The organism is Paraburkholderia phenoliruptrix, from assembly GCF_902859825.1.
Lineage (GTDB): Bacteria > Pseudomonadota > Gammaproteobacteria > Burkholderiales > Burkholderiaceae > Paraburkholderia > Paraburkholderia phenoliruptrix.
Genome location: NZ_CADIKB010000005.1, coordinates 74,463 through 100,624 on the forward strand (window position 1 = coordinate 74,463; position 26,162 = coordinate 100,624).

Here is a 26,162-nt window from a genome sequence, read left to right on the forward strand (position 1 = left end):
AGAGATATGCACAAACGTCTGACATTGCTCGGTTCCACGGGCTCGATTGGAGACAGCACGCTCGACGTCGTCGCGCGTCATCCGGAGCGCTTTTCGGTGTATGCGCTCACCGCGCACCGCAACGGCGACAAGCTCGTCGAGCAATGCCTGCGCTTCCGGCCCGAAGTTGCGGTGGTCGGCGACGCCGACACGGCCGCGCGGGTCGCGGCAAAGCTGCGCGACGCAGGCTGCAAGACCGAGGTGACGCACGGCGCCGAGGCGCTCGTTCAGGTCTCGAAGAGCGACGGCTGCGACACCGTGGTCGCGGCAATCGTCGGCGCCGCCGGCCTCGCGCCGAGCCTCGCCGCCGCGCGCGCCGGCAAGCGCATCCTGCTCGCAAACAAGGAAGCGCTCGTCATGTCCGGCGCGATCTTCATGGACGCGGTCCACGACAACGGCGCGGTTCTGCTGCCGGTCGACAGCGAACACAACGCCATTTTCCAGTGCCTGCCGCGCGAAGCCGCGCTGCATGGCGGCGTCTCCAAGATCATTCTGACCGCGTCGGGCGGCCCGTTTCGCACGCGCGAACCGGCCACGCTCGTCGACGTGACGCCGGAAGAGGCCTGCAAGCATCCGAACTGGGTCATGGGCCGCAAGATTTCGGTCGATTCCGCCACCATGATGAACAAAGGCCTCGAAGTGATCGAGGCGCATTGGCTGTTCGGTCTGCCGGGCGAACGAATCGACGTGCTGATCCATCCGCAAAGCGTGATCCATTCGCTCGTGTCCTATGCCGATGGCTCGGTGCTCGCGCAGCTCGGCAATCCCGACATGCGCACGCCGATCGCCCATGCGCTCGCGTTCCCGGATCGCGTGGATTCCGGGGTCGCGCAGCTGGACCTCGCTGAAATCGCGTCGCTGTCGTTCGAAAAACCGGATTACGCGCGGTTCCCTTGCCTCGCATTGGCCATGAAGGCGCTCGCCGAAGGCGGCGTCGCCAGCGCGGCGCTGAACGCCGCTAACGAAATTGCTGTTGAAGCGTTCCTGTCACGCCAGATCGGCTTCATGGCCATCGCGCAGGTGGTCGACTCGGTGCTCAACGCGTTGCCGAATCGCAGCGCGCACGCGCTCGAAGACGTGATCGAAGCGGACGCCGCCGCGCGCCGCGCCGCTGCCGAATTCATCGCACGTCTGCCCGACGCCGCCCGCCGCACGGAACGCGCCGTCCAGTGAGGCGACTATGAATCTGCTGATCGAAGTGCTCGCCTTCGCGGTTGCGATTGGCGTGCTCGTGGTCGTCCACGAATATGGGCATTACAGCGTGGCGCGGCTGTGCGGCGTCAAGGTGCTGCGCTTTTCGATCGGCTTCGGCAAGCCGCTTTTCCAGTGGGTCAGCCCGAAAAGCGGCACGGAATGGACAATCGCCGCGCTGCCGCTCGGCGGCTATGTGAAGATGCTCGACGAGCGCGAGACCGGCCAGGCGCCGATCCCCGCCGAAGCGTTGCCGCATGCGTTCAACCGGCAGTCGGTGTGGCGCCGCATTGCGATCGTCGCGGCCGGCCCGGTCGCCAATTTCCTGCTGGCCATCGTGCTGTTCAGCCTCGTGTTCGCCACCGGCGTAACGGAGCCGGCGGCGATCCTCGCCACGCCGGCACCCAACACGGCCGCTGCGGTGGCCGGTTTCGAAGGCGGCGAAACGGTGGTGGCCGTGCGCGCGGAGAATGCCGCCGAATCCGAGCCGGTGCGCTCCTGGTCCGACTTGCGCTGGAAACTGCTCGGCGCGGCGTTCGATCACAAGCGCGTCGTGCTGAGCGCAAAAGGCGCGGACGGCACGTCGGACTTCCAGCTGGACCTGCGCGGTCTCACTGAAAAAGATGTCGACGACGACTTCATGTCGCGCCTCGGTTTCGAGCCTGGCGGCGGCAAGCTGACGGTCGCGGGCGTGCAGCCGGGCAGTGCGGCGCAAAAGGCGGGGCTTCGTCCGGGCGACCGTTTGCGCGCGATCAACGGTATCGCGACTGACAATGCCACGGCCTTCATCGCGTATGTAAAATCGCACGCCGGCCAGCCGCTGACCCTGCAGGTGGAGCGGGCGGGCGCGGGGCGGACGCAAACGCAAGCGCAGGGCCAGGCACCGGGCAAGCTCGAAGATATCCGCATCGTGCCGCAAGCACAGCGCGACCCGGCAACCGGAGAGCAGGTCGGCCGCATCGGCGCCGAACTCGCGACCCAGGTGCCGTCCATCAACGTGCGTTATGGACCTGTCGAAAGCCTTCGGCTGGGCGCGCGTCGTACATGGGATCTCGCGGCGTACTCGGTGCGCATGTTCGGCCGCATGATCGTCGGCGACGCATCGCTCAAGAATCTGTCGGGTCCGGTAACCATCGCGGATTACGCAGGAAAGAGCGCACGTCTAGGTCCTTCTGCATTTTTGTCGTTTCTTGCCCTCGTCAGTATTAGCCTCGGTGTACTGAACCTGCTACCAATTCCGGTATTGGACGGGGGGCATCTGTTATATTATTTGGTTGAAGCTGTGACCGGTAAAGTTGTCTCCGATCGCTGGCAACTCGTTTTTCAGAGGGCGGGTCTCGCCTGCATCGTCGCTTTGTCGGCGATTGCACTGTTTAACGATCTCGCTCGTTTAATCCACTTTTAAAGTGTCCGGCGGCGCTCACATGGCGGCCGTCCGGCCTGATGCAGCTATACACACTGGGGAAGCACGTTGTTTAAACCTCATCGCTTTGTTCCGAAGACGGTTATAACCGCGGCACTCGCCGCGCATGGGCTGGTTGCTCACGCAACGACGCCGTTCGTGGTGCAGGACATCCGGATCGAGGGGTTGCAACGCGTCGAACCTGGTACCGTGTTCGCCTATCTGCCCATCAAGCAGGGCGATACGTTTACCGACGACAAGGCGTCCGAAGCCATTCGCGCGCTGTACGCAACGGGCTTCTTCAACGACGTCAAGATCGCCACCGAAGGCAATGTGGTGATCGTGCAGGTGCTGGAGCGTCCGGCCATCGGCACGATCGACTTCGCGGGCATTCACGAGTTCGACAAGGAAAACCTGACCAAGGCGCTGCGCGCGGTCGGTTTGTCGCAAGGCCGTTACTACGACAAGGCGCTCGTCGACAAGGCGGAGCAGGAACTCAAGCGCCAGTACCTGACGCGCGGCTACTATGCGGCCGAAGTCACCACCACGATCACGCCGATCGACCGCAATCGCGTCTCGGTGCTGTTCTCGGTGGCGGAGGGCCCGAGCGCCAAGATTCGCCAGATCAACTTTATCGGCAACAAGGCGTTCAGCACCGGCACGCTGCGCGACGAAATGCAGCTGTCCACGCCGAACTGGTTCTCGTGGTACACGAAGAACGACCTGTACGCGAAAGACAAGCTCACCGGCGACCTCGAAAATATCCGCTCCTACTACCTGAACCGCGGCTATCTCGAGTTCAATATCGAGTCGACCCAGGTGTCCATCACGCCGGACAAGAAGGACATGTATCTGACGGTCACGCTGCATGAAGGCGAGCCGTACACCATCTCGAGCATCAAACTTGCCGGCAATCTGCTCGATCGCGAGCCCGAGCTCGCCAAGCTCATCAAGATCAAGCCGGGCGACCGCTTCTCGGCCGAAAAGCTGCAATCCACGACCAAGGCGATCGTCGACAAACTGGGCGAATACGGCTACGCATTCGCGACCGTCAACGCGCAGCCGCAGATCGACCAGGCCAATCACAAGGTCGACCTGACGCTGCAGGTGGACCCGAGCCGCCGCGTCTACGTGCGCCGCATCAACGTGGTCGGCAACACCCGTACGCGCGACGAAGTGGTGCGCCGCGAAATGCGCCAGCTCGAAAGCTCGTGGTTCGACTCGAACCGCCTCGCGTTGTCGAAAGACCGTATCAACCGTCTTGGCTACTTCACGGACGTCGACGTGACCACGGTGCCGGTGGAAGGCACGCCGGACCAGGTCGACGTGGACGTGAAGGTCGCCGAAAAGCCGACCGGCGCGATCACGCTCGGCGCGGGCTTCTCGTCAACGGACAAGGTGGTGCTGTCCGCGGGCGTCTCGCAGGACAACGTGTTCGGCTCGGGCACGAGCCTCTCTGTGAACGTCAACACCGCCAAGACGTACCGTACCCTGACGGTCACGCAGGTCGACCCGTACTTCACGGTGGACGGCATCAAGCGTATTACCGACGTCTATTACCGCACATATCAGCCGCTGTACTACTCCACCGATTCGAGCTTCAAGATCGTCACCATGGGCGGCGACCTGAAGTTCGGCATTCCGTTTTCGGAAGTCGACACGGTCTACTTCGGCGCGGGTCTCGAGCAGAACAAGCTCGACGTCGACGCGAACACGCCGGCGTCGTACAAGCAATACGTGCAGGACTTCGGCCGTGTGTCGAACAACGTGCCGGTCACGGTGGGCTGGTCGCGCGACGCGCGTGACAGCGCGCTCGTGCCGAGCCGCGGATACTTCACGCAGGCGAACGCGGAGTACGGCACGCCGATCGGCGGCACGCAGTACTACAAGGCCGACATCAACGCGCAGTACTATTACTCGTTCGCGCGGGGCTTCGTGCTGGGCTTCAACTTCCAGGGCGGCTACGGCAAGGGCATGGGCGGCAAGCCGTACCCGATCTTCAAGAACTACTACGCGGGCGGCATCGGTTCGGTCCGCGGCTACGAGCCGAGCTCGCTGGGTCCGCGCGACAAGACGACCGGCGACCCGATCGGCGGTTCGAAGCTGCTCGTCGGCAATATCGAATTGACATTCCCGCTGCCGGGCACCGGCTATGATCGCACCTTGCGCGTGTTCACGTTCCTCGACGCCGGTAACGTCTGGGCGGACGCGAGCAGTGCGGCCACCTCGAACGGCGCCAATGGTCTGCGCTACGGCTACGGTGTCGGTCTCGCGTGGATTTCGCCGATCGGGCCGCTCAAGTTGAGTCTGGGCTTCCCGCTCACCAAGCACACGGGCGACCAGTATCAGAAGTTCCAGTTCCAGATTGGGACGGCGTTCTGATCCGCGCCGCGGACGGCTCGCCAAACAACAGTATCGAGAGGATCACTTTGCTAACCGGTATGTTTTCGAAACGTGTGGCTTGCGCGCTGGCGCTGGCATTGACGCTGGGCGTCGGAGTGGCGCACGCGCAGGAAGCCAGGATTGCCGCGGTGAATTCCGACCGGATTCTGCGGGAATCGGCCGCGGCGAAGGCGGCCCAGGTCAAGCTCGAGGCCGAGTTCGCCAAGCGCGACAAGGACCTCGCGGACATGGCGCAGAAACTCAAGTCCATGTCCGATTCGCTCGACAAGAACGGCGCCTCCATGTCGCCCACGGACCGTGCGCAAAAGCAACGCGATCTGTCGCAGCTCGACACCGACTTCCAGCGCAAGCAACGTGAATTTCGCGAGGACCTGAACCAGCGCCGCAATGAAGAACTGGCGGCGGTGCTGGACCGCGCGAACAAGGTGATCAAGCAGATCGCCGAGGCGCAGCACTATGACCTGATCGTGCAGGAAGCGGTGTACGTGAGCCCACGCATCGACATTACGGATCAGGTGCTGAAGGCGCTGGCGGCTTCGGGCAACTGAAGGCGACGGGCACGAAAAGTCCAAAGATACGTCGCACCAACAGGTTGTAGTGAACAGCAGGAGACAGGATAGGCATGGCTTTTACGCTCGAGGACATCGTTCAACGGTTCGGCGGTGAAGTAGTGGGAGACGGTTCGCAGCGCGTCGGCAGTCTGGCGCCGCTCGACCAGGCAGGCCCGGACCAGCTGGCGTTCCTCGCCAACCCGAAGTACCTGTCGCAAGTCGAAACGACTCGCGCGGGTGCGGTCCTGATCAATGCCGACGACCTCGCCAAGCTCAGCTCGCACAGCGGCCGTAACTTCATCGTCACGCCGAATCCGTACGCTTACTTCGCGCGCGTCGCGCAAACCTTCATTGACCTCGCCACGCCGAAGGTTGCGCCGGGCATCCATCCGAGCGCGACGATCGATCCGTCCGCGCAGGTCGCCGCGAGCGCGGTGATTGGACCGCACGTCACGGTGGAAGCGGGTGCGGTGATCGGCGACAATGTGCGGCTCGACGCGAATGTGGTGATCGGCCGCGGCACGCGCATCGGCGCCGGTTCGCATCTGTATCCGAACGTGGCCGTCTACCACGGCTGCAAACTCGCCGAACGCGTGATCGTTCACGCGGGCGCGGTCATCGGCTCGGACGGCTTTGGCTTCGCGCCGGATTTCGTCGGCGAAGGCGAGGCGCGTACCGGTAGCTGGGTCAAGATTCCGCAGGTCGGGGGCGTGTCGATCGCGGCGGACGTCGAAATCGGCGCGAACACCACGATCGACCGCGGCGCGATGGCCGACACGGTCATCGAGGAGTGCGTGAAGATCGACAACCTCGTGCAGATCGGGCACAACTGCAAGATCGGCGCATACACCGTGATTGCCGGCTGCGCGGGCATTGCGGGCAGCACGACCATCGGCCGCCATTGCATGATCGGCGGGGCGGTCGGCATTGCCGGCCATGTGACGCTGGCCGACTACGTTATCGTCACGGCCAAGTCGGGCGTGTCGAAGTCGCTGTTGAAGCCCGGCATGTACACCAGCGCGTTTCCGGCTGTGAATCACGCCGACTGGAACAAAAGTGCGGCCTTGCTGCGCAACATCGACAAGCTGCGCGACCGTATCAAGGCGCTGGAAAGCGCCGCAGCCCAGCAGCCGGGCAGTCAGCCGGCGCGCGGAGCAGCGGGCGCGGCCGACCCGGCGCGGGGCGATAAAAGCTAGATTTCCCGGCGGGCCGCCGACACCGCGTAAAATAGCGGGCGAACACAGTTAAGCGAAGGCGGTTGCCGCGACCCGGTGGCACGGCAACCCATTCACGGCGAGCGTCGACAGCAAGCACTCAGAACGGCTCTCAACCCGCTGACAATCCACCTGCACCAGCATCCGCAGTCATCATCGCGCAGTCAATGCGCGAGCAGAAACACCATGAGCACCGAAAAAATCAATCTCGACATTCATAAGATTCTCACGCTGCTGCCCCATCGTTACCCGATCCTGCTGGTCGACCGGGTGCTCGAACTTGAGCCGCACAAGAGCATCAAAGCGTTGAAGAACGTGTCGATCAACGAGCCGTATTTCCAGGGGCACTTTCCGACGCGCCCGGTCATGCCGGGCGTGCTGATCCTCGAAGCGCTCGCGCAAACGGCGGCGCTTCTGACGTTCTCGGAAGAGCCGAGCGATCCGTCGAACACGCTGTACCTGTTCGTCGGTATCGACAATGCGCGCTTCAAGCGCGTCGTGGAACCGGGCGATCAGCTCATCCTGAACTGCACGTTCGAGCGGCATATGCGCGGCATCTGGAAGTTCAAGGCGCGAGCCGAGGTGGACGGCGTCGTGGCGGCGGAAGCCGACCTGATGTGCGCGGTGCGTCACACGGACAAGGACGCCTGACGTCCCGTGCAAGCGCCGCGCGCGCGAGGGCGCCCGAGTCGACGTTCGGCCAGCCGGCGCCTCCCGCAGCGCAGCCGGCTCGCCGCGGCGCACCCCAGACAACGCAACAGAATCAGAAGCGAGGACGCATGAGCAGGATTCATCCCACTGCGATCATCGAACCGGGCGCACAACTCGACGAATCCGTCGAAATCGGACCGTATGCCGTGATCGGCGCGCACGTGACGATCGGCGCGCGGACCACGATCGGCTCGCACAGTGTGATCGAAGGTCACACCACCATCGGCGAAGACAACCGCATTGGCCATTACGCGTCGGTCGGCGGCCGTCCGCAGGACATGAAGTACAAGGACGAGCCGACGCGGCTCGAAATCGGCCACCGCAACACGATCCGCGAGTTCACCACGATCCACACCGGCACGGTGCAGGACGCCGGCGTGACCACGCTCGGCGACGACAACTGGATCATGGCGTACGTGCACATCGGCCACGACTGCCACGTCGGCAACAACGTGGTTCTGTCGAGTAACGCGCAAATGGCCGGCCATGTGACGATCGGCGACTTTGCGATCGTCGGCGGCATGTCGGGCGTGCATCAGTTCGTGCGCATCGGCGCGCATTCCATGCTGGGCGGGGCGTCCGCGCTCGTGCAGGACATTCCGCCGTTCGTGATCGCGGCCGGCAACAAGGCGGAGCCGCACGGCATCAACGTGGAAGGTCTACGCCGCCGCGGCTTTTCGCCGGACGCCATCTCGGCCCTGCGCTCGGCATACCGTCTGCTGTACAAGAACAGCCTGTCGCTCGAGGAAGCCAAGGCGCAACTGCGCGAGCTCGCGTCCGCCGGCGGCGACGGCGACGAGCCGGTGGCCACGCTGCTGGCATTCGTCGAAGCGTCGCAGCGCGGCATCATCCGCTAAGCGATGGCATTGCAACCCAGTCCGCTGCGCATCGCCATGGTGGCCGGCGAGCCGTCCGGCGACCTGCTGGCCTCGTCGCTGCTGGGCGGCCTCGCGAGCCGCTTGCCTGCCGCCGCGCATTACTACGGCATTGGCGGCCCCCGCATGATCGCCACGGGTTTCGACGCCCATTGGCCGATGGAAAAACTGTCCGTGCGCGGCTATGTCGAAGCGCTGCGGCACATTCCCGAAATTCTGCGCATCCGCAACGACCTGAAGCGCCAGTTGCTGGCTGAGCCGCCTGCAGTGTTCGTCGGCGTGGATGCGCCCGATTTCAACTTCGGGCTCGAGCATCCGCTGCGCGAGGCGGGCATTCCGACCGTCCACTTCGTGTGCCCGTCCATCTGGGCGTGGCGCGGCGGGCGCATCAAGAAGATCGCCAAGGCGGTCGACCACATGCTGTGCGTGTTTCCGTTCGAAACCGCGCTGCTCGAAAAGGCGGGCGTTGCCGCGTCCTATGTGGGCCATCCGCTTGCCGACGAGATCCCGCTCGAACCGGACACGCTCGGTGCGCGCCGCACGCTGGGTCTCGCGGAAAGCGGTCCGGTCATCGCGGTCTTGCCCGGCAGCCGCCGCTCGGAGATCGACCTGATCGGGCCGACGTTTTTTGCCGCGATGGAAATGATGCAGCACCAGGAGCCCCGCCTGCGCTTCGTGATGCCGGCGGCCACGCCCGCTTTGCGCGAGATGCTGCGTCCGCTGGTCGATTCGCACCCGGGGCTTGCGCTCACCATTACGGACGGCCAGTCGCAACTCGCCATGACCGCGGCCGACGCGATCCTCGTGAAAAGCGGCACGGTCACGCTCGAGGCTGCGCTTCTGAAAAAGCCGATGGTGATCTCCTACAAGGTGCCCTGGCTGACCGGTCAGATCATGCGCCGGCAGGGCTATCTGCCGTACGTGGGCTTGCCGAACATTCTGGCCGGGCGCTTCGTCGTGCCGGAAATCCTGCAGCATTTCGCGACGCCTCAGGCGCTCGCCGAGGCCACGCTGAAACAGTTGCGCGACGAAGCCAACCGGCGCACGCTGACGGAAATCTTCACGGAGATGCATCACGTGCTGAAGCAGAATACCGCGCAGCGTGCGGCGGAGGTTGTCGCGAGCATCGTCGAAAGGCGTGGGGCGCGGCCGTGACCAAGCCGCGCGCCAGCGAGCGCCCCGGCGCAACAGCCGCCGCAGGCATGCCGCGCCGCAAGGCCGGCGCCAGCGCGGCCAGTCGGCAGGTGGGCCTGAACTTCGAGACGGCGGACGACATCGTCTGCGGCGTCGACGAAGCCGGGCGCGGGCCGCTGGCCGGCCCGGTCGTCGCCGCGGCGGTGATTTTCGATCCGTCAAAGCCGATGATTCGCGGCCTCGACGATTCCAAAGCGCTCACCGCAAAAAAACGCGACGAACTGTACGAGAAGATCGTCGACCGCGCGCTCGCTTACTGCATTGCCTCGGCAACCGTCGAGGAAATCGATTCGCTGAACATCCTGCACGCCACCATGCTGGCAATGAAACGTGCCGTGGAGGGCCTCGCGGTCACACCCACGCTCGTGAAAGTGGACGGCAATCGCTGCCCGATGCTGAGCATCCACAGCGAAGCGGTGATCGGCGGCGACGCGCTGGTGAAAAGCATCTCGGCGGCGTCGATTCTCGCCAAGGTCACGCGCGACCGCATGCTGCTCGAGTTGCACCAGACTTATCCCATGTACGGTTTCAATGCGCATGCCGGCTACGGCACGCCGCAGCATCTGGCGGCGTTGCGCGAGCATGGGCCGTGCGAACATCACCGACGCTCGTTCGCGCCCGTGCGCGAAGCGCATCTGCGGTTCGGCACCGGCGTGCCGTTGCCGGCAGGCGAGATTATCGCGGTGCCGGAGATGCTGGCCGACGGCATGCTGGACGATGCGCTGCTCGATACGGATGCTTTCGGCGAGCGCAGCGGCGCGGGAGCATGAGGCGCGAGCGTCCACGTGACGCTGCGGCGCATGCAGCGCCGCCGTACTGCCTGCCGACCATCGCGAACTCTTTTCCTCATTCATCACGCCCTCGCTGCCTGTGAAAGCCATCACCTCGCGGGACAATCCGCTCTATAAACGCCTGAAGGCGCTGGCCGGCTCGACGCACCAGCAGCGCCGCAGCGGCCACGCGCTGCTCGAAGGCTTTCATCTGGCGAGCGCGTATCTGGACGTCGCGGGCCAGCCGGACATGTGCATCGTCACCGAAGGCGCGCTTGCCCATGACGAAGCGCAGGCCATCGTGTCGCGCATCGAGGATCACCGCATCGTTACGCTGCCGGATGCGTTGTTCGGGCAGCTGTCGAACGTGGTGCACGGCGTGGGCATGCTTCTGCTCGTGGAAAAGCTCAGCGCGCCGTTACCGGATACCGTCGAAGAAACGTGCATCGTGCTCGACGGTGTGCAGGACGCGGGCAACGTCGGCTCCATTTTGCGCAGCGCGGCCGCGGCCGGCATTCAACGGGTGTTCTGCGCGCCGGGCACGGCGTACGCGTGGTCCTCGAAGGTGCTGCGCTCAGGCATGGCGCGCACTTCCTGTTGCAGATTCACGAAGATGTCGACGCCGCTGCATTGATCGGGCGTCTCGCGGTGCCGATCGTCATCACCGATTCGCACGGAGCCGAGGCGATTGACGAGTGCGACCTGAGCGGCGAACTGGCCTGGGTGTTCGGCAACGAAGGCGCGGGCGTCTCGCAAGCCTGGCGCGACGCGGTCTCGTTGCGGGTGACGATTCCGCAGCCGGGCGGCATGGAGTCGCTCAACGTGGCGGCGGCGGCCGCCGTCTGCATGTTCGAGCAGTGCAGACAGCAACGCGCGCGCCGCGCATAGGAAGGCTCGTCAGTACGACGGCCGGTCCAGTTTGATTTCCTGCAGGATCGTGGTTGCGATCTCCTCAATCGACTTGTGCGTCGACGACAGCCACTTGATGCCCTCGCGACGCATCATCGCTTCCGCTTCGTTGATCTCGTAACGGCAATTTTCCGGCGCCGCATATTTGCTGCCCGGCCTGCGCTCGTTGCGGATTTCCGAAAGCCGCTGCGGATCGATCGACAAGCCAAACATTTTCTGCCGGTGCGCCAATAGGGGCGTGGGCAGTTTGCCGCGCTCGAAATCTTCCGGAATCAGCGGATAGTTGGCCGCTTTCACGCCGTATTGCATGGCGAGGTAAAGGCTCGTGGGCGTCTTGCCGCTGCGTGACACGCCGACGAGGATCACGTCGGCGTCCGCCAGATTGCGGTTCGACTGGCCGTCGTCGTGCGCGAGCGAGAAGTTGATCGCCTCGATCCGGTTCTTGTATTCCTCGGTGTCCGCGTTCTGGTGACCGCGTCCCATTGCATGGCTCGACTTGAGCTCCAGTTCCTGTTCGAGCGGCTCGACGAAGGTCTGGAACATATCGAGCACGAGCGCATTCGAGCCCTTCACGATCTGATTCGACGCGCTGTCCACGAGCGTCGTGAAGACGATCGGACGACGGCCGTCCTGGACGATGGCCTCATTGATCTTTTCGAGCGTGGCGTATGCCTTCTCGGTCGAATCGACAAAAGGCACGCGAACCAGGCGGAATTTCTGGTCGAACTGGGAGAGGATCGAATGCGCGAAGGTTTCGGCAGTGATCCCGGTACCGTCGGAGACGATGAATACGGTGGGCGGCATCAGTGGGACAGGGAACGTGAGCGGCAAAAAGCGCTCGAATGGAACATGGCTGCATCGGCTTCGCTGCGCGGTGGCTGACCGCTCTACAGCGCCGTCGAAGCAGCGCGCCGTGGGCACCGCTACTGCGCCGGGACGGCCGGGGAACTCTTTGACAGCATGGAAAGAGCGCCACGGCACATTCGGGCGCGATTCGAGGCGCAATTCTCGTCCGACCGTCACATTTCGAGAGTCGGCACGGTAGAATAGCGGCAACCTGTTGGATAAGCAATTGCAGGCGATTGGCGCCTAACTCACTGCGAACGGTCGTTCAACGCGCCGCTATCCGGCGCCAACGTGAACGCAACGCGCTAAATCGGGCGCTAATTCCGTTCATTCGCCTTCTTCGTCGCGCTAATGTGCGGCGCGGCGCAAGCGATTGTTTCTCCAACAGGTTGTGCAAGACGTGAGGTCACGCTTCCAATGAGCGTCTCGCGTTCGAGCCCACTTGCACAGCCGTGAATTTCTTTCACACTTAGGGGCTTGTATGACTAACGCAGTTACCGTCGCAAAGGATAAGGCGTATGTAGTTCCGTTCGAGCAGTTGCGGATGACCGATGTGGAGATTGTCGGCGGCAAGAACGCGTCGCTTGGCGAGATGATCAGTCAACTCGCCGAAGCCGGCGTGCGCGTGCCGACCGGTTTCGCCACGACGGCACTGGCTTTCCGCGACTTCCTGCATCACAACAACCTGACCGAACGCATCGCCAAACGTCTCGAGACGCTCGACGTCGACGACGTGAAGGCGCTCGCCGAAGCGGGCAAGGAGATCCGTCAATGGATCGTCGAGGCGCCGCTGCAGCCCAAGCTCGAGGCTGATATTCGCGCAGGCTTCGACACACTGCAGAACAGCTCGCCCGAAGAGCTGTCGTTTGCCGTGCGCTCGTCGGCAACGGCGGAAGACCTGCCCGACGCATCGTTCGCGGGTCAGCAAGAGAGCTACCTCAATGTGGTCGGTATCGAAGACGTGCTCGATCGCATGAAGCACGTGTTCGCGTCGCTGTACAACGACCGCGCTATTTCCTATCGCGTCCACAAAGGTTTCACGCATGCTGAAGTTGCGTTGTCGGCGGGCGTGCAGCGCATGGTGCGCTCCGACGTGGGCGCGGCCGGCGTGATGTTCACGCTCGACACCGAATCGGGCTTCAAGGACGCGGTGTTCATCACGTCGAGCTACGGCCTCGGCGAAACGGTCGTGCAGGGCGCGGTGAATCCGGACGAGTTCTACGTCTACAAGACCACGCTCGCGCAAGGTAAGTATCCGATCATCCGCCGCTCCATCGGCTCCAAGCTCATCAAGATGGAGTTCACGAAGGCCGGCGAAGAAGGCCGCGTGAAGACCGTCGACGTGCCGCACGAGCAGCGCAACCGCTTTTCGATCACCGACGAAGACGTGATCGAACTGGCGAAGTACGCGGTCATCATCGAAAAGCACTACGAGCGTCCGATGGACATCGAGTGGGGCAAAGACGGCCGCGACGGCAAGATCTTCATCCTGCAGGCGCGCCCGGAAACGGTGAAGAGCCAGGCTTCCGGCAAGGCGGAGCAGCGCTTCAAGCTGAAGGGCCAGTCGAACGTGCTCGCCACCGGCCGCGCGATCGGCCAGAAGATCGGCGCGGGCCCAGTGCGCGTGATTCACGATCCGTCGGAAATGGACCGTGTGCAGCCGGGCGACGTGCTGGTCGCCGACATGACGGACCCGAACTGGGAGCCGGTCATGAAGCGCGCTTCCGCGATCGTCACGAACCGTGGCGGCCGTACCTGCCACGCGGCCATCATCGCGCGTGAACTCGGCGTGCCGGCCGTGGTCGGCTGCGGCGACGCAACGGACGTGCTCAAGGACGGCGCGCTCGTGACGGTTTCGTGCGCCGAAGGCGACGAAGGCAAGATCTACGACGGCCTGCTCGAAACCGAAATCACCGAAGTGCAGCGCGGCGAACTGCCGCCGATTCCGGTGAAGATCATGATGAACGTCGGCAACCCGCAACTGGCTTTCGACTTCTCGCAACTGCCGAACGCAGGCGTGGGTCTCGCGCGCCTCGAGTTCATCATCAACAACAATATCGGCGTTCACCCGAAGGCGATTCTCGAATATCCGAACGTCGATCAGGACCTGAAGAAGGCGGTGGAAAGCGTCGCTCGCGGTCACGCGTCGCCGCGCGCGTTCTACGTCGACAAGCTGACGGAAGGCATTGCCACGATCGCGGCGGCGTTCTATCCGAAGCCCGTGATCGTGCGCATGTCCGACTTCAAGTCGAACGAGTACAAGAAGCTGATCGGCGGTTCGCGCTACGAGCCGGACGAAGAGAACCCGATGCTCGGCTTCCGCGGCGCGTCGCGCTACATCGCCGAAGACTTCGCCGAAGCGTTCCAGATGGAATGCGTCGCGCTGAAGAAGGTGCGCGAAGAAATGGGCCTCGACAACGTCGAGATCATGGTGCCGTTCGTGCGTACGCTGAAGCAGGCGGAGCGCGTGGTCGGGCTGCTCGAGAAGTTCGGCCTGAAGCGCGGCGAGAACGGCCTGCGTCTCATCATGATGTGCGAAGTGCCGTCGAACGCGATTCTGGCCGAAGAATTCCTGCAATACTTCGACGGCTTCTCGATCGGTTCGAACGACCTCACGCAGCTCACGCTCGGCCTCGACCGCGACTCCGGCATGGAACTGCTCGCCGTCGACTTCGACGAGCGCGATCCGGCGGTGAAGTTCATGCTGAAGCGTGCGATCGAAACGTGTCTGCGCCTGAACAAGTACGTCGGTATCTGCGGTCAGGGTCCGTCGGATCATCCGGATTTCGCGCAATGGCTGACGGATGAGGGCATCAAGTCGATCTCGCTGAACCCCGACACGATCATCGAGACGTGGCAGCAACTGGCGAAATCGTCGACGAAGTAAGCGCCGCGCGTGCCGCGTCCTACGCGGCACGCATAACGAAGCTGGGGCCGATCAACGGTCGCTGAAAGGCACGCTCAACGGCGTCTCTGAATGCCGGTCATTTGCCTGCGCTTCGTGCTATAAACACCCCGGTAGATCCGGGGTGTTTTGCTTTGTGGAGGCCAACGTGGCGCCAGGTGGATTGTTCTGGTGGGTCGGGGCAGGCGTGCTGATCGTGCTCGAGTTGCTGAGCGGCACTTTCTATCTGTTGATGATCGCGCTGGGGTGCATCGCGGCGGCCATCGCACATATCGCGGGTGCAACCGCCGACGTGCAGTTCGCCGTCGCCGCGGTCGTCGCGCTGGCGGCTGTGCTCGTGCTGCGGCGTTCGCGCTTTGGCCGCAAGGCGCGCAAGGAGGCGTCGCGCAACCCCGACGTCAATCTCGACATCGGGCAAACGCTGACCGTGCCGGCCTGGCAGCAGCGTCGCGCGCGCGTGACCTATCGCGGCGCGCAATGGGACGTCGAGCTCGCGCCCGGCGAGCCGGAGGACGCGCAGACTTACGAAATCACGGAGTTGCGTGGCAGCTGTCTCGTCGTGGCGGCGAAGCAGCCGGCGAGACATCACGCCAAACCGCTCTGAGCGTCGCCAATTCGCCGATTTAATTAATCGAACTGAAGGTGGGAGGGGGTAAATGGATTCGACCATCGTCGGGGCAGTCCTGCTTGTCATTGTGATCGTGCTGGCGGCGCAGACCATCAAGATCGTGCCGCAGCAGCATGCGTGGGTGCTGGAGCGGCTCGGCCGCTATCACCGCACGCTCACGCCCGGCCTCAGTTTCGTGTTCCCGTTCGTCGACCGGATTGCTTACAAGCACATCCTCAAGGAAATTCCGCTCGAGGTGCCGAGCCAGGTCTGCATCACGCGCGACAACACCCAGTTGCAGGTAGACGGCGTGCTGTATTTCCAGGTGACGGATCCGATGAAGGCGTCGTATGGATCCAGCAACTTCGTCTTCGCGATCACGCAGTTGTCGCAGACCACGCTGCGCTCGGTGATCGGCAAGCTGGAACTCGACAAGACTTTCGAGGAGCGGGACTTCATCAACCACAGTATCGTCTCCGCGCTCGACGAAGCCGCGGCGAACTGGGGCGTCAAAGTCCTACGCTACGAGATCAAAGATCTGACGCCGCCGAAGGAAATTCTTCACGCAATGCAGGCGCAGATCACCGCCGAGCGCGAGAAGCGCGCGTTGATCGCGGCATCGGAAGGGCGCAAGCAGGAGCAGATCAATATCGCGTCGGGCGGTCGGGAAGCGGCGATCCAGAAATCCGAAGGCGAGCGGCAGGCGGCGATCAATCAGGCGCAAGGTCAGGCCGCGGCCATTCTCGCGGTGGCGGAGGCGAATTCACAGGCCATTCAGAAGATTGCGGCCGCGATCCAGTCGAATGGTGGCATGGAAGCGGTGAACCTGAAGGTCGCCGAGCAATATGTGAATGCGTTCGGCAATGTGGCCAAGCAGGGCACCACGCTGATCGTGCCGGGCAACCTCGCAGACATGAGTTCGATGATCGCGTCGGCGCTCGCCATCGTGAACAAGGGCAAGGGCGTGGCGGACGCGCGCTGAGGGCGGCGCCTCAACGCGCCCTGCGATGAGGCGCCGGCAAAAAGAATGGCCCGCATCATGGATGGCGGCCCATTTTCGTTCGAGAACCAAAAAACACGCGGGGGCTTGCGCAAAGTGCGGCCTATCCGCGCAACGCAGTCCGCCCTACGCAGTCCGCCCGACCCAGTCCGCCCGATCCAGTCCGCCCGATCCAGTCCGCACAACGCGGCATCCACCGCAGGCCGGGCGAACCTCCGGCGCGATGCGTGAACTTCAGGTCGGCGAGCGCATCAAACGCGCCTTTTCGCGCTCCCAATCGCGTTTCTTTTCAGTCTCGCGCTTGTCGTGCAGCTTCTTGCCCTTGGCAAGACCGATCTCGCATTTGACGCGGCCGCCCTTGTAATGGAAGTTCAACGGCACAAGCGTATAGCCGCGCTGCTCGACCTTGCCGATCAGTTTGCTGATTTCTTCGCTGTGCAAAAGGAGCTTGCGCGTGCGGACCGGGTCGGGGTTGATGTGCGTCGAGGCTTCGGGCAGCGGGCTGATGTGCGTGCCGATCAGGAACAGCTCGCCGTTCTTGATCACGACATAGCCTTCCTTGATCTGGCCGCGCCCGGCGCGCAGTGCCTTGACCTCCCATCCTTCGAGCACGAGCCCTGCCTCGTAGCGCTCTTCGATCGAATAGTCGAAGAACGCTTTTCTGTTGTCGATAATGCTCATGAATGGAAAGTGCCCAACTCGTTTAAAATTACGATTTTAGCAAAGCGGGGCAAGGAAAGCCCGCGGCGCCCGTCCACCCTTGCCACGTGCTGTTCAATTTATGGCAGATGTCCAGAAAACCGTGTTGATCCGTCATTCGGCGGAGCAGATGTTCGACCTCGTCACCGACGTCGCCGATTACCCAAACTTCCTGCCGTGGTGCGGCGGAGTCGAGATCCGTCATCGGGACGAAACCAGCATGGAGGCGAAGATCGACATCAACTTCAAGGGCATCAAGCAGCACTTTGCGACGCGCAACAGCATGGAGCGGCCCACGCGCATCGACATGGAATTCGCAGACGGGCCGTTTCGCAAGTTCACCGGTTTCTGGCGCTTCACGCCGTTGCGCGCGGACGCCTGCAAGATCGAGTTCGCGCTGCACTACGAGTTCACCAACATCCTGCTCGAGAAGATCATTGGGCCGGTGTTCAATCATATCGCCAATACTTTTGTCGAATCTTTCGTGAAGCGCGCGGATCAGCGCTACGGCAAGCTATGAGCGGGCGTCTGTCGGTTCAGGTCTGTTATGCGCTCGCGAACGAGCAGGCGCTCGTCGCCGTGGAACTGCCGGCGGGCGCCACGCTCGGAGAGGCAATCGAGGCGAGCGGCCTGCTCAGGCGTTATCCTCAGATCGATCTCGAAACGCAACAGGTCGGCATATTCGGCAAGCTGAAACCGCTCGATACAGTACTCGCCGACCACGATCGCGTGGAGATTTACCGGCCGCTGCTGGTGGATCCGAAAGTGGCGCGCCAGCGCCGCGTCGAGAAGACCCGCAAGGCGGGCTCAATCGAAGGGCGCCGCTGGCTCAACAAGGATTCGCGGTAAGGGCTGGCCGGGGGGCGCCGGCAAATCCCGGGCGCGGGCAAATCAAACGGCGCTGTCGGCCGCTTTATCCGCTCTGACCGCTTTTATCCGCTTCAGGCGATCCAGCCGCTCCAGCCGCTGCGTCCGCTCGTCCGGTGCGTCCGCTCCTCTGCTTTTCACGGCCAGTTTCCCGAACACCGCGTCTCAGTGCGCCGAGCCCTGCGCGTTGTTCGCGACCCGCGCGGTGCCGCCCGAATCGTCGTCCGCATGCTGGCGCACCGACCAGCACACGCCCGCCACCAGCAGCAGGATCGCGGCCAGTTCCAGCGGCCGCGGCAGGCGGCCGTCGTAAATAAACGCATAGAGCAGGGCGAACAGCGTCTCGAACACGATCAACTGGCCCGAAAGCGTCAGCGGCAGCCGCTTCGACGCCGCATTCCAGAGCCCGTTGCCGAGCCACGACGCGCCGATGGCGAGGCAGAAATTGAGCAGCCAGAAGCTATGCCAGCGGCCTTGCGCGAGTTCGCCCTGCGGGCCGCCGGCCGGCAGGATGGCAATCGCGAGCCACAGCGCGGCGCCGAGCAGGCCCGTCACGACGCCCCACAGCACGGACCATTCGTTGCCGCTGAAATGCGTCTGCCGCTGCAGATAGCGGGCGTTTTCGACGGCGAACCAGGTCCAGCAGCCGAGCGCGCCCACCGCGCAGGCAAGGCCGAGCAGTCGGGTCGGCACGCTGCCGGGCGCCCCGCCGGCCGTCATGAAGACGTCGATGTTGATGCAGCCGATGCCCGCCAGCACCAACGCGAGCGGCCAGGCGAGGCGGGCGAGCGGCACCGCGCCGCGATCGCCGCGGCCCATCAGCGTGACGGTGACGGGCAACACGCCGACGATCAGCGACGCCGGCGCGATGCCGACGAGGTGGACCGCGGCCGTCAGCAGCAGGTAGTACAAAAGATTGCCGACCAGCGCGAGCTTGACGAGCGCGGCGAGGTCTTCGCGCGTCAGCCGTTTGACGAGCGAGCGCGCCACGGGCAGGGCGGCCGCAAGCGACACCACGCCGTACAGGGTGTAGCGGCCGGCGGACAGCAGCAGCGGCGAAAAGTCCGGCAGCACGCGCGGCACGAGAAAAACCATGCCCCACAGGGCTCCGGCCATGACGCCATAGGCCACACCGCGCTGCATCGACTGCTCCTGCAAAGAACTGGAATCGTCGCAAGCGTAGCGGCTCCGTCCCGAGGCCGTCTTGTTTGATTCTGCATTCGGGCCCGAGCAAACGAAACGCGATCGAACCGGAGGCGAACGGCGAAGCGAAATCGGCGGGGCAAAAGCCATTAAAAAAACCGGCGGAAATTCGCTAAGCTGCTGTTCGCGCAGTGAAAAGCGGGGAGGTATCGCGTATAATTCGCTTTTGCGCCTATAGGATTTGCCATGCGTCTGATCCAAACAGCACTCACGTTCGATGACGTGCTCCTCGTCCCGGCCTTCTCCGATGTTCTGCCGCGCGACACCAGCCTCAAGACCCGGCTGACCCGCAACATCTCTCTGAATATGCCGCTCGTGTCCGCCGCCATGGACACCGTCACCGAAGCCCGCCTCGCCATTGCCATGGCGCAAATGGGCGGTGTCGGCATCATCCACAAGAACCTCACGGCGGCCGAGCAGGCGCGTGAAGTCGCCAAGGTCAAGCGTTTCGAGTCGGGCGTGGTGCGCGATCCGATCACGGTGCCGCCGCAAATGAAAGTGCGCGACGTCATCGCGCTGTCGCACCAGCATGGCATTTCCGGCTTCCCGGTGGTGGAAGGCTCGCAGCTGATCGGTATTGTCACCAACCGCGACCTGCGCTTTGAGGAGCGTCTGGACGAGCCGGTGCGCAGCATCATGACGCCGCGCGAGCGTCTCGTGACGGTCAAGGAAGGCACCTCGCTCGCCGAGGCGAAGGCGCTGATGCACAGCCACCGCCTCGAGCGCGTGCTCGTCATCAACGACGCATTCGAACTGCGCGGCCTCATGACGGTCAAGGACATCACCAAGCAGACCGAGCACCCGGACGCCTGTAAAGACGAGCACGGCAAGCTGCGCGCGGGCGCGGCGGTCGGCGTCGGCGCGGACAACGAAGAGCGCGTGGAACTGCTGGTGCAGGCCGGCGTGGACGTGATCGTGGTCGACACCGCGCACGGCCACAGCAAGGGCGTGCTCGAGCGCGTGCGCTGGGTCAAGCAGAACTTCCCCCATGTCGAGGTGATCGGCGGCAACATCGCCACCGCGGCGGCCGCCAAGGCGCTCGTCGAATACGGCGCGGACGGCGTGAAAGTGGGCATCGGGCCGGGCTCGATCTGTACCACGCGGATCGTCGCCGGCGTCGGCGTGCCGCAGGTTACCGCCATCTCCAACGTCTCCGAAGCGCTGCGCGGCACCGGCGTGCCTGTCGTCGCGGACGGCGGCGTACGCTTCTCGGGCGACGTGAGCAAGGCGCTCGCCGCTGGCGCGAGCGCGGTCATGATGGGCAGCATGTTCGCCGGCACCGAAGAAGCGCCGGGCGAAGTGTTCCTGTACCAGGGCCGCCAGTACAAGTCGTACCGCGGCATGGGCTCGGTCGGCGCAATGAAGGACGGCGCGGCGGACCGCTACTTCCAGGACAACTCGGCGAATATCGACAAGCTGGTGCCGGAAGGTATCGAAGGCCGCGTCGCCTATAAGGGTTCGGTCAACGCGATCCTGTTCCAGCTGATCGGCGGCGTGCGCGCGAGCATGGGCTACTGCGGCTGCCGCACCATCGCCGAGATGAACGAAAAGGCCGAGTTCGTGCAGATCACCGGCGCGGGCTTGCGCGAGTCGCACGTGCACGACGTTCAGATCACCAAGGAAGCGCCCAACTACCACGTGGACTAAACGCCAATGAAGCCATTGCTGCGCGCTGTACTCGTCGTCGATGCATTATTGCTGCTCGGGTTCGGCCTGCTGTTCCTGCTGACGCCCTGGACTTCGTTGTACGACGCGCTGCTGCTGGTGCAAACGCAGCCGGCGCTGGTGGGCCAGGCGTTTGGCGTCGCGCTCGTCGGGCTCGCGTGGCTTGCCTTGCATGCGTCGTTCGACGGGGCGCTGACGTCGTCGGTGGCAAGGGCGGTCGGTCACGTGAACTGGCTGACCGGCGTGCTGATGCTGGTCTGGCTGCTCGGGCTGCATACGCCGTCGCTGAACGGCTTCGGCCAGATCGTCGCGGTGCTCACCGGTGTGGTGCTGCTCGTGCTCGGTCTGGGCGGCGTGCGTTTGGCGGGCGCGGTGCGGCGGCGCGAAAAGCTCCGCGCGGCCGAAGCTGTGGCGGCCGAGCGCGCCGACAGGCAGGCTGCAAAAGACGCCGCAAAAAACGCGGCGAACCGGGAGGCAAACCGCCGTGAACCGGTGGTGCCGGCCACGGCAGGTTTTCCGGTGTATCGCGCGGAGCCGGTAGGCGAGCCCGCCGTGCCTGCCGCGCACGAGGCACGGCCGCTAGACCCGGCGTCCTCGGCACCTTTGCGCGCAACGACGGGCGAAGCGCCGAGCCCGTCGGAGCGCGCGGCACGAGCTGAAGCCGCCGCCGCGCGCGACGAGGCCCGTGACGCCGCCGCCGATGCGCCGCATGCGCCCCGGCCTCCGTTTCATGGTTGAACCGCTCGCCGCCGCTCGTCTGCCGAAGCAACCCGGCCGTTCGTTCCCTCGTGGACCGCTTTGAATTCAACGCCGCGCTGTATGCGCGGCATTCCGTATCCGCTCACTTTTGAAACCGTCCGCTGCCATGCACGACAAGATCCTGATTCTCGACTTCGGTTCGCAAGTCACCCAACTCATTGCACGTCGCGTTCGCGAAGCCAACGTCTATTCGGAAATTCATCCGTATGACGTCGATGCGTCGTTCATTCGCGACTTCGCGCCGAAGGGCGTGATCCTGTCCGGCGGCCCGAGCTCCGTCACGGAAACCGACACGCCGCGCGTGCCGCAAGTGGTGTTCGAACTCGGCGTGCCGGTGCTCGGCATCTGCTACGGCATGCAGGCCATGGCCGAGCAACTGGGCGGCAAGGTCGACATCGGCCATCTGCGGGAATTCGGTTACGCCGAAGTGCGCGCGCGCAATCACACGAGCCTGCTCGAAGGCATCAGCGACTTCACGACGCCGGAAGGCCACGGCATGCTGAAGGTGTGGATGAGCCACGGCGACAAGGTGCTGGAAATGCCGCCGGGCTTCGCGCTGATGGCATCGACGGAATCGTGCCCGATCGCCGCGATGGCCGACGAGAAGCGCCATTTCTACGGCCTGCAATGGCATCCGGAAGTCACGCACACGGTGCAGGGCCGCGCGATGCTCGAACGTTTCGTGCTGCAGATTTGCGGCGCACGGGCCGATTGGGAGATGGGCCATTACATCGACGAGGCGGTCGCGAAGATCCGCGAGCAGGTCGGCAACGAGCATGTGATTCTCGGGCTGTCGGGCGGTGTGGATTCGTCGGTGGCGGCGGCGCTCTTGCATCGCGCGATCGGCGATCAGCTCACGTGCGTGTTCGTCGACCACGGCCTTTTGCGCCTGAACGAAGCGGAGCAGGTCATGGCGACCTTCGCGGATCACCTCGGCGTGAAGGTGATTCACGTGGACGCGAGCGATGTGTTCCTGCGCAAGCTGGAAGGCGTGACGGATCCGGAGGCGAAGCGCAAGATCATCGGCGCGGAATTCGTCGAAGTGTTCCAGACCGAAGCCGGCAAGCTGACTGACGCGAAGTGGCTCGCGCAGGGCACGATCTATCCGGACGTGATCGAGTCGGCGGGCAAAGGCAAGAAGGCGACGCAGACCATCAAGAGCCACCACAACGTGGGCGGCCTGCCGGAGACGCTGAACCTGAAGCTGCTCGAGCCGCTGCGCGAACTCTTCAAGGACGAAGTGCGCGAACTCGGCGTGAAGCTCGGCTTGCCGCCGGCCATGGTGTACCGCCATCCGTTCCCGGGCCCGGGTCTCGGCGTGCGGATTCTCGGCGAAGTGAGACGCGATTTCGCGGATCTGCTGCGCCGCGCGGACGCGATTTTCATCGAAACGCTGCGCACGTTCATCGACAAGGAAACCGGCAAGTCCTGGTACGACCTGACGAGCCAGGCGTTCGCGGTGTTTCTGCCGGTGAAGAGCGTCGGCGTGATGGGCGACGGCCGCACCTACGAGTACGTGGTCGCGTTGCGCGCCGTGCAGACCCTGGATTTCATGACCGCACACTGGGCCCATTTGCCGCACGAGCTGCTCGGGCATGTGTCGAATCGCATCATCAACGAAGTGCGCGGGATCAACCGGGTGGTGTATGACATCTCGGGGAAACCGCCGGCGACGATTGAGTGGGAGTAATTCAGGATCCTCTGCAGTGGTCTGCAGCGGTCCACAAACCCTTGATTTCCCCAATGAAGTCAAGGGTTGCGTCCCCCTTGATACCGCCACCCGGCGTAACGGTACATCTCCCCTCAAACGCGCCCCCCGCGCGGCAATGCCAAAACCTCCGGCAAAGCCCATCACTGCACAATCCACCCCAGCAGTTGCTTCATGCGATCCGACACCAGCCACGGCGGCGTCGCTATAAAAGTTGGCCATTCGCTGCTGTATTCCGACGATGTCGATTCCGTGGGCCCATCTATGATGAGCTATGCGCCTCGTGGCCTCATGCCGATCGTGTAGATAGGAAGACTATCCAACCTCGATCCCGGACGTTAAAGCGCCGCGGCATCGCGGCGTATGGCGTGTCGCTGGTCCGCCACGAGCCGGCCTCGCTCATCTCCGCACTGGAGGCTGCAATGAAATACATCGTTCAATGGAAGGGGCTACCGACGACACAACGGCCTGCAATCGAGCGTTTCCTCAAAACGGGTGGCCGTCCGCCCGAAAACGTCCAGCTTCTCGGGCGCTGGCATGCGATCGGCGAGCTGAGCGGCTTTGCCATCGTCGAGGCAACCGATGCGAGCGGACTCGCACGATGGGTGCTTCAATGGGGTGATCTGTTCGCGTTCACGTGCGCTCCCGCGATGTCCGACGAAGAACTCGGCGCCACGCTTGCCGCTCATCAGGCGGCGTCGGCATAAGACGCGGTAAAAGAAGAGGCGAGTCGGCGCCCCAATGCGTCGGGGAATCGCGCTGCCCGGCTCGCTCCCCACGCCGAAGAATCACAAATACATCCTAAGCCGCAGCCCGTTCCGCAGAACGAGCTGCGAGCAGTTTGCCGACCCTGTCCTCGCGGCGGAATGTCAACAGACCCGCGCCGTCTCGCCCTCTCCTGGCTGCATCGCCTCGCCGAGGCTCCTCAGGAGCGCACCGGCCGGCCCCATCGCCCAGGCCCGAGCCTGTGTTCGGGGGCCAGGAATTCCATCGGCCTTACGGTAGCGTAAACGCGCATTATGTTGCATCGACTAAGTGCTTTATAGTGCAGCGCGATGCGACACTCCACGGCCCACAAGGTCTCGTACAAGACAGTCCTGCATCGTTTCATCTGATGATTGACGGCCACCCGGCCGTTCGCCGCCTCTGTCGAGCGATGCGCCATGCTGCGGGCACAGGCGGTCTCATTGCACGCGGTAACTCAGCCAGTCAAGGAGATTTGGCATGCGGAAAATCAACGTCCACCGCTTTTGCGAAGACGCGCGCTTTACGCGTCTGCATGCGACCGTGCTGTCGCTTTGCACGCTGGTGATCATCTTCGACGGCTACGATCTGGCGGTCGCCGGCATCGCGTTGCCTTCCATCATGGCCGAGATGGGCATCAAGGCGACCAGCGCCGGCTTCATGGTGAGTTCCGCGCTCTTCGGCATGATGTTCGGCGCGGTGTTCTTCGGGACCATCGCCGATCGCGTCGGGCGGCGCTGGACCATTGCCGCCTGTGTGCTGCTGTTCAGCATGTTCACGGCTGCCGCGGGTTACGCGAAAGACCCGGTCACGTTCGGCGTGTTCCGCTTCATCGCCGGTCTCGGGATTGGCGGTGTGATGCCGAACGTCGTCGCGCAGATGTCCGAATACTCGCCGCGCCGGATCCGCAGCACAATGGTCACGCTCATGTTCAGCGGCTATTCGATTGGCGGCATGCTGGCGGCGCTCGTCGGCAAAGGCATGATCGAGCGGTTCGGCTGGCAATCCGTGTTCATCGCGGCGGGGTTGCCCCTGCTGGTGATTCCGTTCGTTTTCTGGCTGATGCCCGAGTCCATGGCCTTTCTTGTCCGCTCCGGCCGCACACAGGCATTGCAAGGCATTCTCGCGCGCCTCGTGCCGGCTCATGAGCCGAAACACGACGATCGCTTTGTGCTGTCCGACGACGAAGCAGCGGGCAGCGCCGCCATCGGCAAGCTGTTTCAGAACGGACGCGCGCTCGGAACCGTCCTGCTGTGGACGGCATTCTTCATGTGCCTCTTCATGGTGTACGCGCTCAGTTCATGGCTCACGAAGCTGATGGCCGGCGCGGGCTACACGCTCGGCTCGGCGCTGACGTTCGTGCTGGTGCTGAACTTCGGCGCGATGATCGGTGCGATAGCCGGCGGCTGGCTCGCGGACCGCTTCAACATCAACCGCGTGCTCGCGTCCATGTACGCGCTCGCCGCGGTGTCGATCAGCCTGCTCGGCATGCATCTGCCGACGTGGGCGCTGTTCATCGTGGTGGGACTTGCCGGAGCATCGACTATCGGTACGCAGATTCTCACTTACGCCTACGCCGGGCAGTTCTATCCGTCGTCGATCCGGTCGACGGGAATCGGCTGGGCATCGGGAGTGGGCCGAAGCGGGGCGATTCTTGCGCCGATCATCATCGGCATTCTGGTGGAAATGGCGCTGCCGCTGAGCCTGAACTTCGTGGCCATTGCGTTGCCCGCAGTCGTCGCGACGATCGCCGTGCTGGTGATGAACCGATCCCGGTCTGACGAACCCGCACCGGGACAGGCAGGCGCGCAACGGGAAATCGGCGCGGGCAGTCCGCTGCCGGCGGCGGGTGAAAGATAAGATCAGTACGCCAGATTTTAAGGAGTGCAGGTGAATTCGC

22 protein-coding genes and 1 pseudogene are annotated in these 26,162 nt (G+C 63.8%); 20 read left to right on the plus strand and 3 right to left on the minus strand.

What is annotated here, in order from left to right; genetic code table 11:
- The first annotated feature begins 6 nt into the window (after positions 1–6).
- From HV711_RS07965 to HV711_RS08010, 10 genes and pseudogenes are all read left to right on the plus strand, one after another.
- Positions 7–1,212 carry a 1-deoxy-D-xylulose-5-phosphate reductoisomerase gene (locus tag HV711_RS07965; RefSeq protein WP_015003079.1) on the plus strand — a complete coding sequence of 402 codons (1,206 nt, stop codon included), beginning with the start codon at positions 7–9 and terminating at the stop codon, positions 1,210–1,212.
- A 7-nt stretch (positions 1,213–1,219) separates the two neighbouring features.
- On the plus strand, positions 1,220–2,635 hold the full coding sequence (gene rseP, locus HV711_RS07970) for an RIP metalloprotease RseP (RefSeq protein ID WP_035477458.1): 1,416 nt from the start codon (positions 1,220–1,222) through the stop codon (positions 2,633–2,635).
- A gap of 66 nt (positions 2,636–2,701) precedes the next feature.
- Positions 2,702–5,014 (plus strand): outer membrane protein assembly factor BamA, encoded by a 2,313-nt coding sequence (gene bamA, locus HV711_RS07975; RefSeq protein ID WP_013588791.1) that lies wholly within the window; start codon positions 2,702–2,704, stop codon positions 5,012–5,014.
- Between the two features lie 47 nt (positions 5,015–5,061).
- Positions 5,062–5,583 (plus strand): OmpH/Skp family outer membrane protein, encoded by a 522-nt coding sequence (locus tag HV711_RS07980; protein ID WP_028363344.1) that lies wholly within the window; start codon positions 5,062–5,064, stop codon positions 5,581–5,583.
- 74 nt (positions 5,584–5,657) lie between these two features.
- On the plus strand, positions 5,658–6,782 hold the full coding sequence (gene lpxD / locus HV711_RS07985; protein WP_028363343.1) for a UDP-3-O-(3-hydroxymyristoyl)glucosamine N-acyltransferase: 1,125 nt from the start codon (positions 5,658–5,660) through the stop codon (positions 6,780–6,782).
- A gap of 204 nt (positions 6,783–6,986) precedes the next feature.
- Positions 6,987–7,451, plus strand: a complete 465-nt coding sequence (gene fabZ, locus HV711_RS07990) for a 3-hydroxyacyl-ACP dehydratase FabZ (protein ID WP_006048683.1) — start codon at positions 6,987–6,989, stop codon at positions 7,449–7,451.
- A gap of 128 nt (positions 7,452–7,579) precedes the next feature.
- The gene (lpxA, locus tag HV711_RS07995; protein WP_013588788.1) at positions 7,580–8,368 is read left to right on the plus strand and encodes an acyl-ACP--UDP-N-acetylglucosamine O-acyltransferase; all 789 of its coding nucleotides are present in this window, start codon (positions 7,580–7,582) and stop codon (positions 8,366–8,368) included.
- 3 nt (positions 8,369–8,371) lie between these two features.
- Positions 8,372–9,541, plus strand: coding sequence for a lipid-A-disaccharide synthase (lpxB, locus tag HV711_RS08000; protein ID WP_013588787.1), 1,170 nt, complete (start codon positions 8,372–8,374; stop codon positions 9,539–9,541).
- 47 nt (positions 9,542–9,588) lie between these two features.
- Entirely contained in the window at positions 9,589–10,350 is a 762-nt protein-coding gene (rnhB, locus tag HV711_RS08005) for a ribonuclease HII (protein WP_035477497.1), read from the plus strand.
- A gap of 100 nt (positions 10,351–10,450) precedes the next feature.
- Positions 10,451–11,238 (plus strand): annotated as a pseudogene (locus tag HV711_RS08010) (TrmH family RNA methyltransferase).
- Between the two features lie 9 nt (positions 11,239–11,247).
- Here the strand turns inward: HV711_RS08010 and ppsR are convergent.
- Entirely contained in the window at positions 11,248–12,063 is an 816-nt protein-coding gene (gene ppsR / locus HV711_RS08015; RefSeq protein ID WP_012433432.1) for a posphoenolpyruvate synthetase regulatory kinase/phosphorylase PpsR, read from the minus strand.
- A gap of 523 nt (positions 12,064–12,586) precedes the next feature.
- Here ppsR and ppsA point away from each other — a divergent pair.
- The 3 genes from ppsA to HV711_RS08030 all read left to right on the plus strand — a co-directional run bounded on the left by ppsA (position 12,587) and on the right by HV711_RS08030 (position 16,599).
- Positions 12,587–14,992: a phosphoenolpyruvate synthase gene (gene ppsA / locus HV711_RS08020; protein WP_013588783.1), complete on the plus strand. Its 2,406-nt coding sequence runs from the start codon at positions 12,587–12,589 to the stop codon at positions 14,990–14,992.
- A 166-nt stretch (positions 14,993–15,158) separates the two neighbouring features.
- Positions 15,159–15,614, plus strand: a complete 456-nt coding sequence (locus HV711_RS08025) for an NfeD family protein (protein ID WP_035477456.1) — start codon at positions 15,159–15,161, stop codon at positions 15,612–15,614.
- A gap of 52 nt (positions 15,615–15,666) precedes the next feature.
- Positions 15,667–16,599: an SPFH domain-containing protein gene (locus HV711_RS08030; protein ID WP_013588781.1), complete on the plus strand. Its 933-nt coding sequence runs from the start codon at positions 15,667–15,669 to the stop codon at positions 16,597–16,599.
- Between the two features lie 252 nt (positions 16,600–16,851).
- Here HV711_RS08030 and smpB read toward each other — a convergent pair whose 3' ends face one another.
- Positions 16,852–17,298, minus strand: a complete 447-nt coding sequence (gene smpB, locus HV711_RS08035; RefSeq protein ID WP_013588780.1) for an SsrA-binding protein SmpB — start codon at positions 17,296–17,298, stop codon at positions 16,852–16,854.
- Positions 17,299–17,398: 100 nt separating this feature from the next.
- Between smpB and HV711_RS08040 the strand changes: the two genes are divergently transcribed.
- Positions 17,399–17,836, plus strand: coding sequence for a type II toxin-antitoxin system RatA family toxin (locus tag HV711_RS08040; RefSeq protein ID WP_015003071.1), 438 nt, complete (start codon positions 17,399–17,401; stop codon positions 17,834–17,836).
- On the plus strand, positions 17,833–18,165 hold the full coding sequence (locus HV711_RS08045) for an RnfH family protein (RefSeq protein WP_028363335.1): 333 nt from the start codon (positions 17,833–17,835) through the stop codon (positions 18,163–18,165). The genes HV711_RS08040 and HV711_RS08045 overlap by 4 nt, the downstream gene beginning before the upstream one ends.
- 183 nt (positions 18,166–18,348) lie before the next feature.
- Here the strand turns inward: HV711_RS08045 and HV711_RS08050 are convergent, their stop codons facing one another.
- Entirely contained in the window at positions 18,349–19,326 is a 978-nt protein-coding gene (locus HV711_RS08050) for a DMT family transporter (protein ID WP_035477455.1), read from the minus strand.
- Positions 19,327–19,572: 246 nt separating this feature from the next.
- On the opposite strand from HV711_RS08050, the gene guaB reads away from it, so the two are divergent.
- From guaB to HV711_RS08075, 5 genes are all read left to right on the plus strand, one after another.
- Positions 19,573–21,033 carry an IMP dehydrogenase gene (gene guaB, locus HV711_RS08055; RefSeq protein WP_013588776.1) on the plus strand — a complete coding sequence of 487 codons (1,461 nt, stop codon included), beginning with the start codon at positions 19,573–19,575 and terminating at the stop codon, positions 21,031–21,033.
- A 6-nt stretch (positions 21,034–21,039) separates the two neighbouring features.
- Complete coding sequence (locus HV711_RS08060; protein WP_035477454.1) at positions 21,040–21,789, plus strand: hypothetical protein; 750 nt, start codon at positions 21,040–21,042, stop codon at positions 21,787–21,789.
- Positions 21,790–21,916: 127 nt separating this feature from the next.
- Positions 21,917–23,500 (plus strand): glutamine-hydrolyzing GMP synthase, encoded by a 1,584-nt coding sequence (gene guaA / locus HV711_RS08065; protein WP_028363332.1) that lies wholly within the window; start codon positions 21,917–21,919, stop codon positions 23,498–23,500.
- Positions 23,501–23,940: 440 nt separating this feature from the next.
- A complete protein-coding gene (locus tag HV711_RS08070; RefSeq protein WP_013588773.1) occupies positions 23,941–24,225 on the plus strand; it encodes a DUF3303 domain-containing protein in 285 nt (94 codons plus the stop codon).
- 517 nt (positions 24,226–24,742) lie between these two features.
- Entirely contained in the window at positions 24,743–26,122 is a 1,380-nt protein-coding gene (locus tag HV711_RS08075; protein WP_035477453.1) for an MFS transporter, read from the plus strand.
- Positions 26,123–26,162 lie beyond the last annotated feature (40 nt).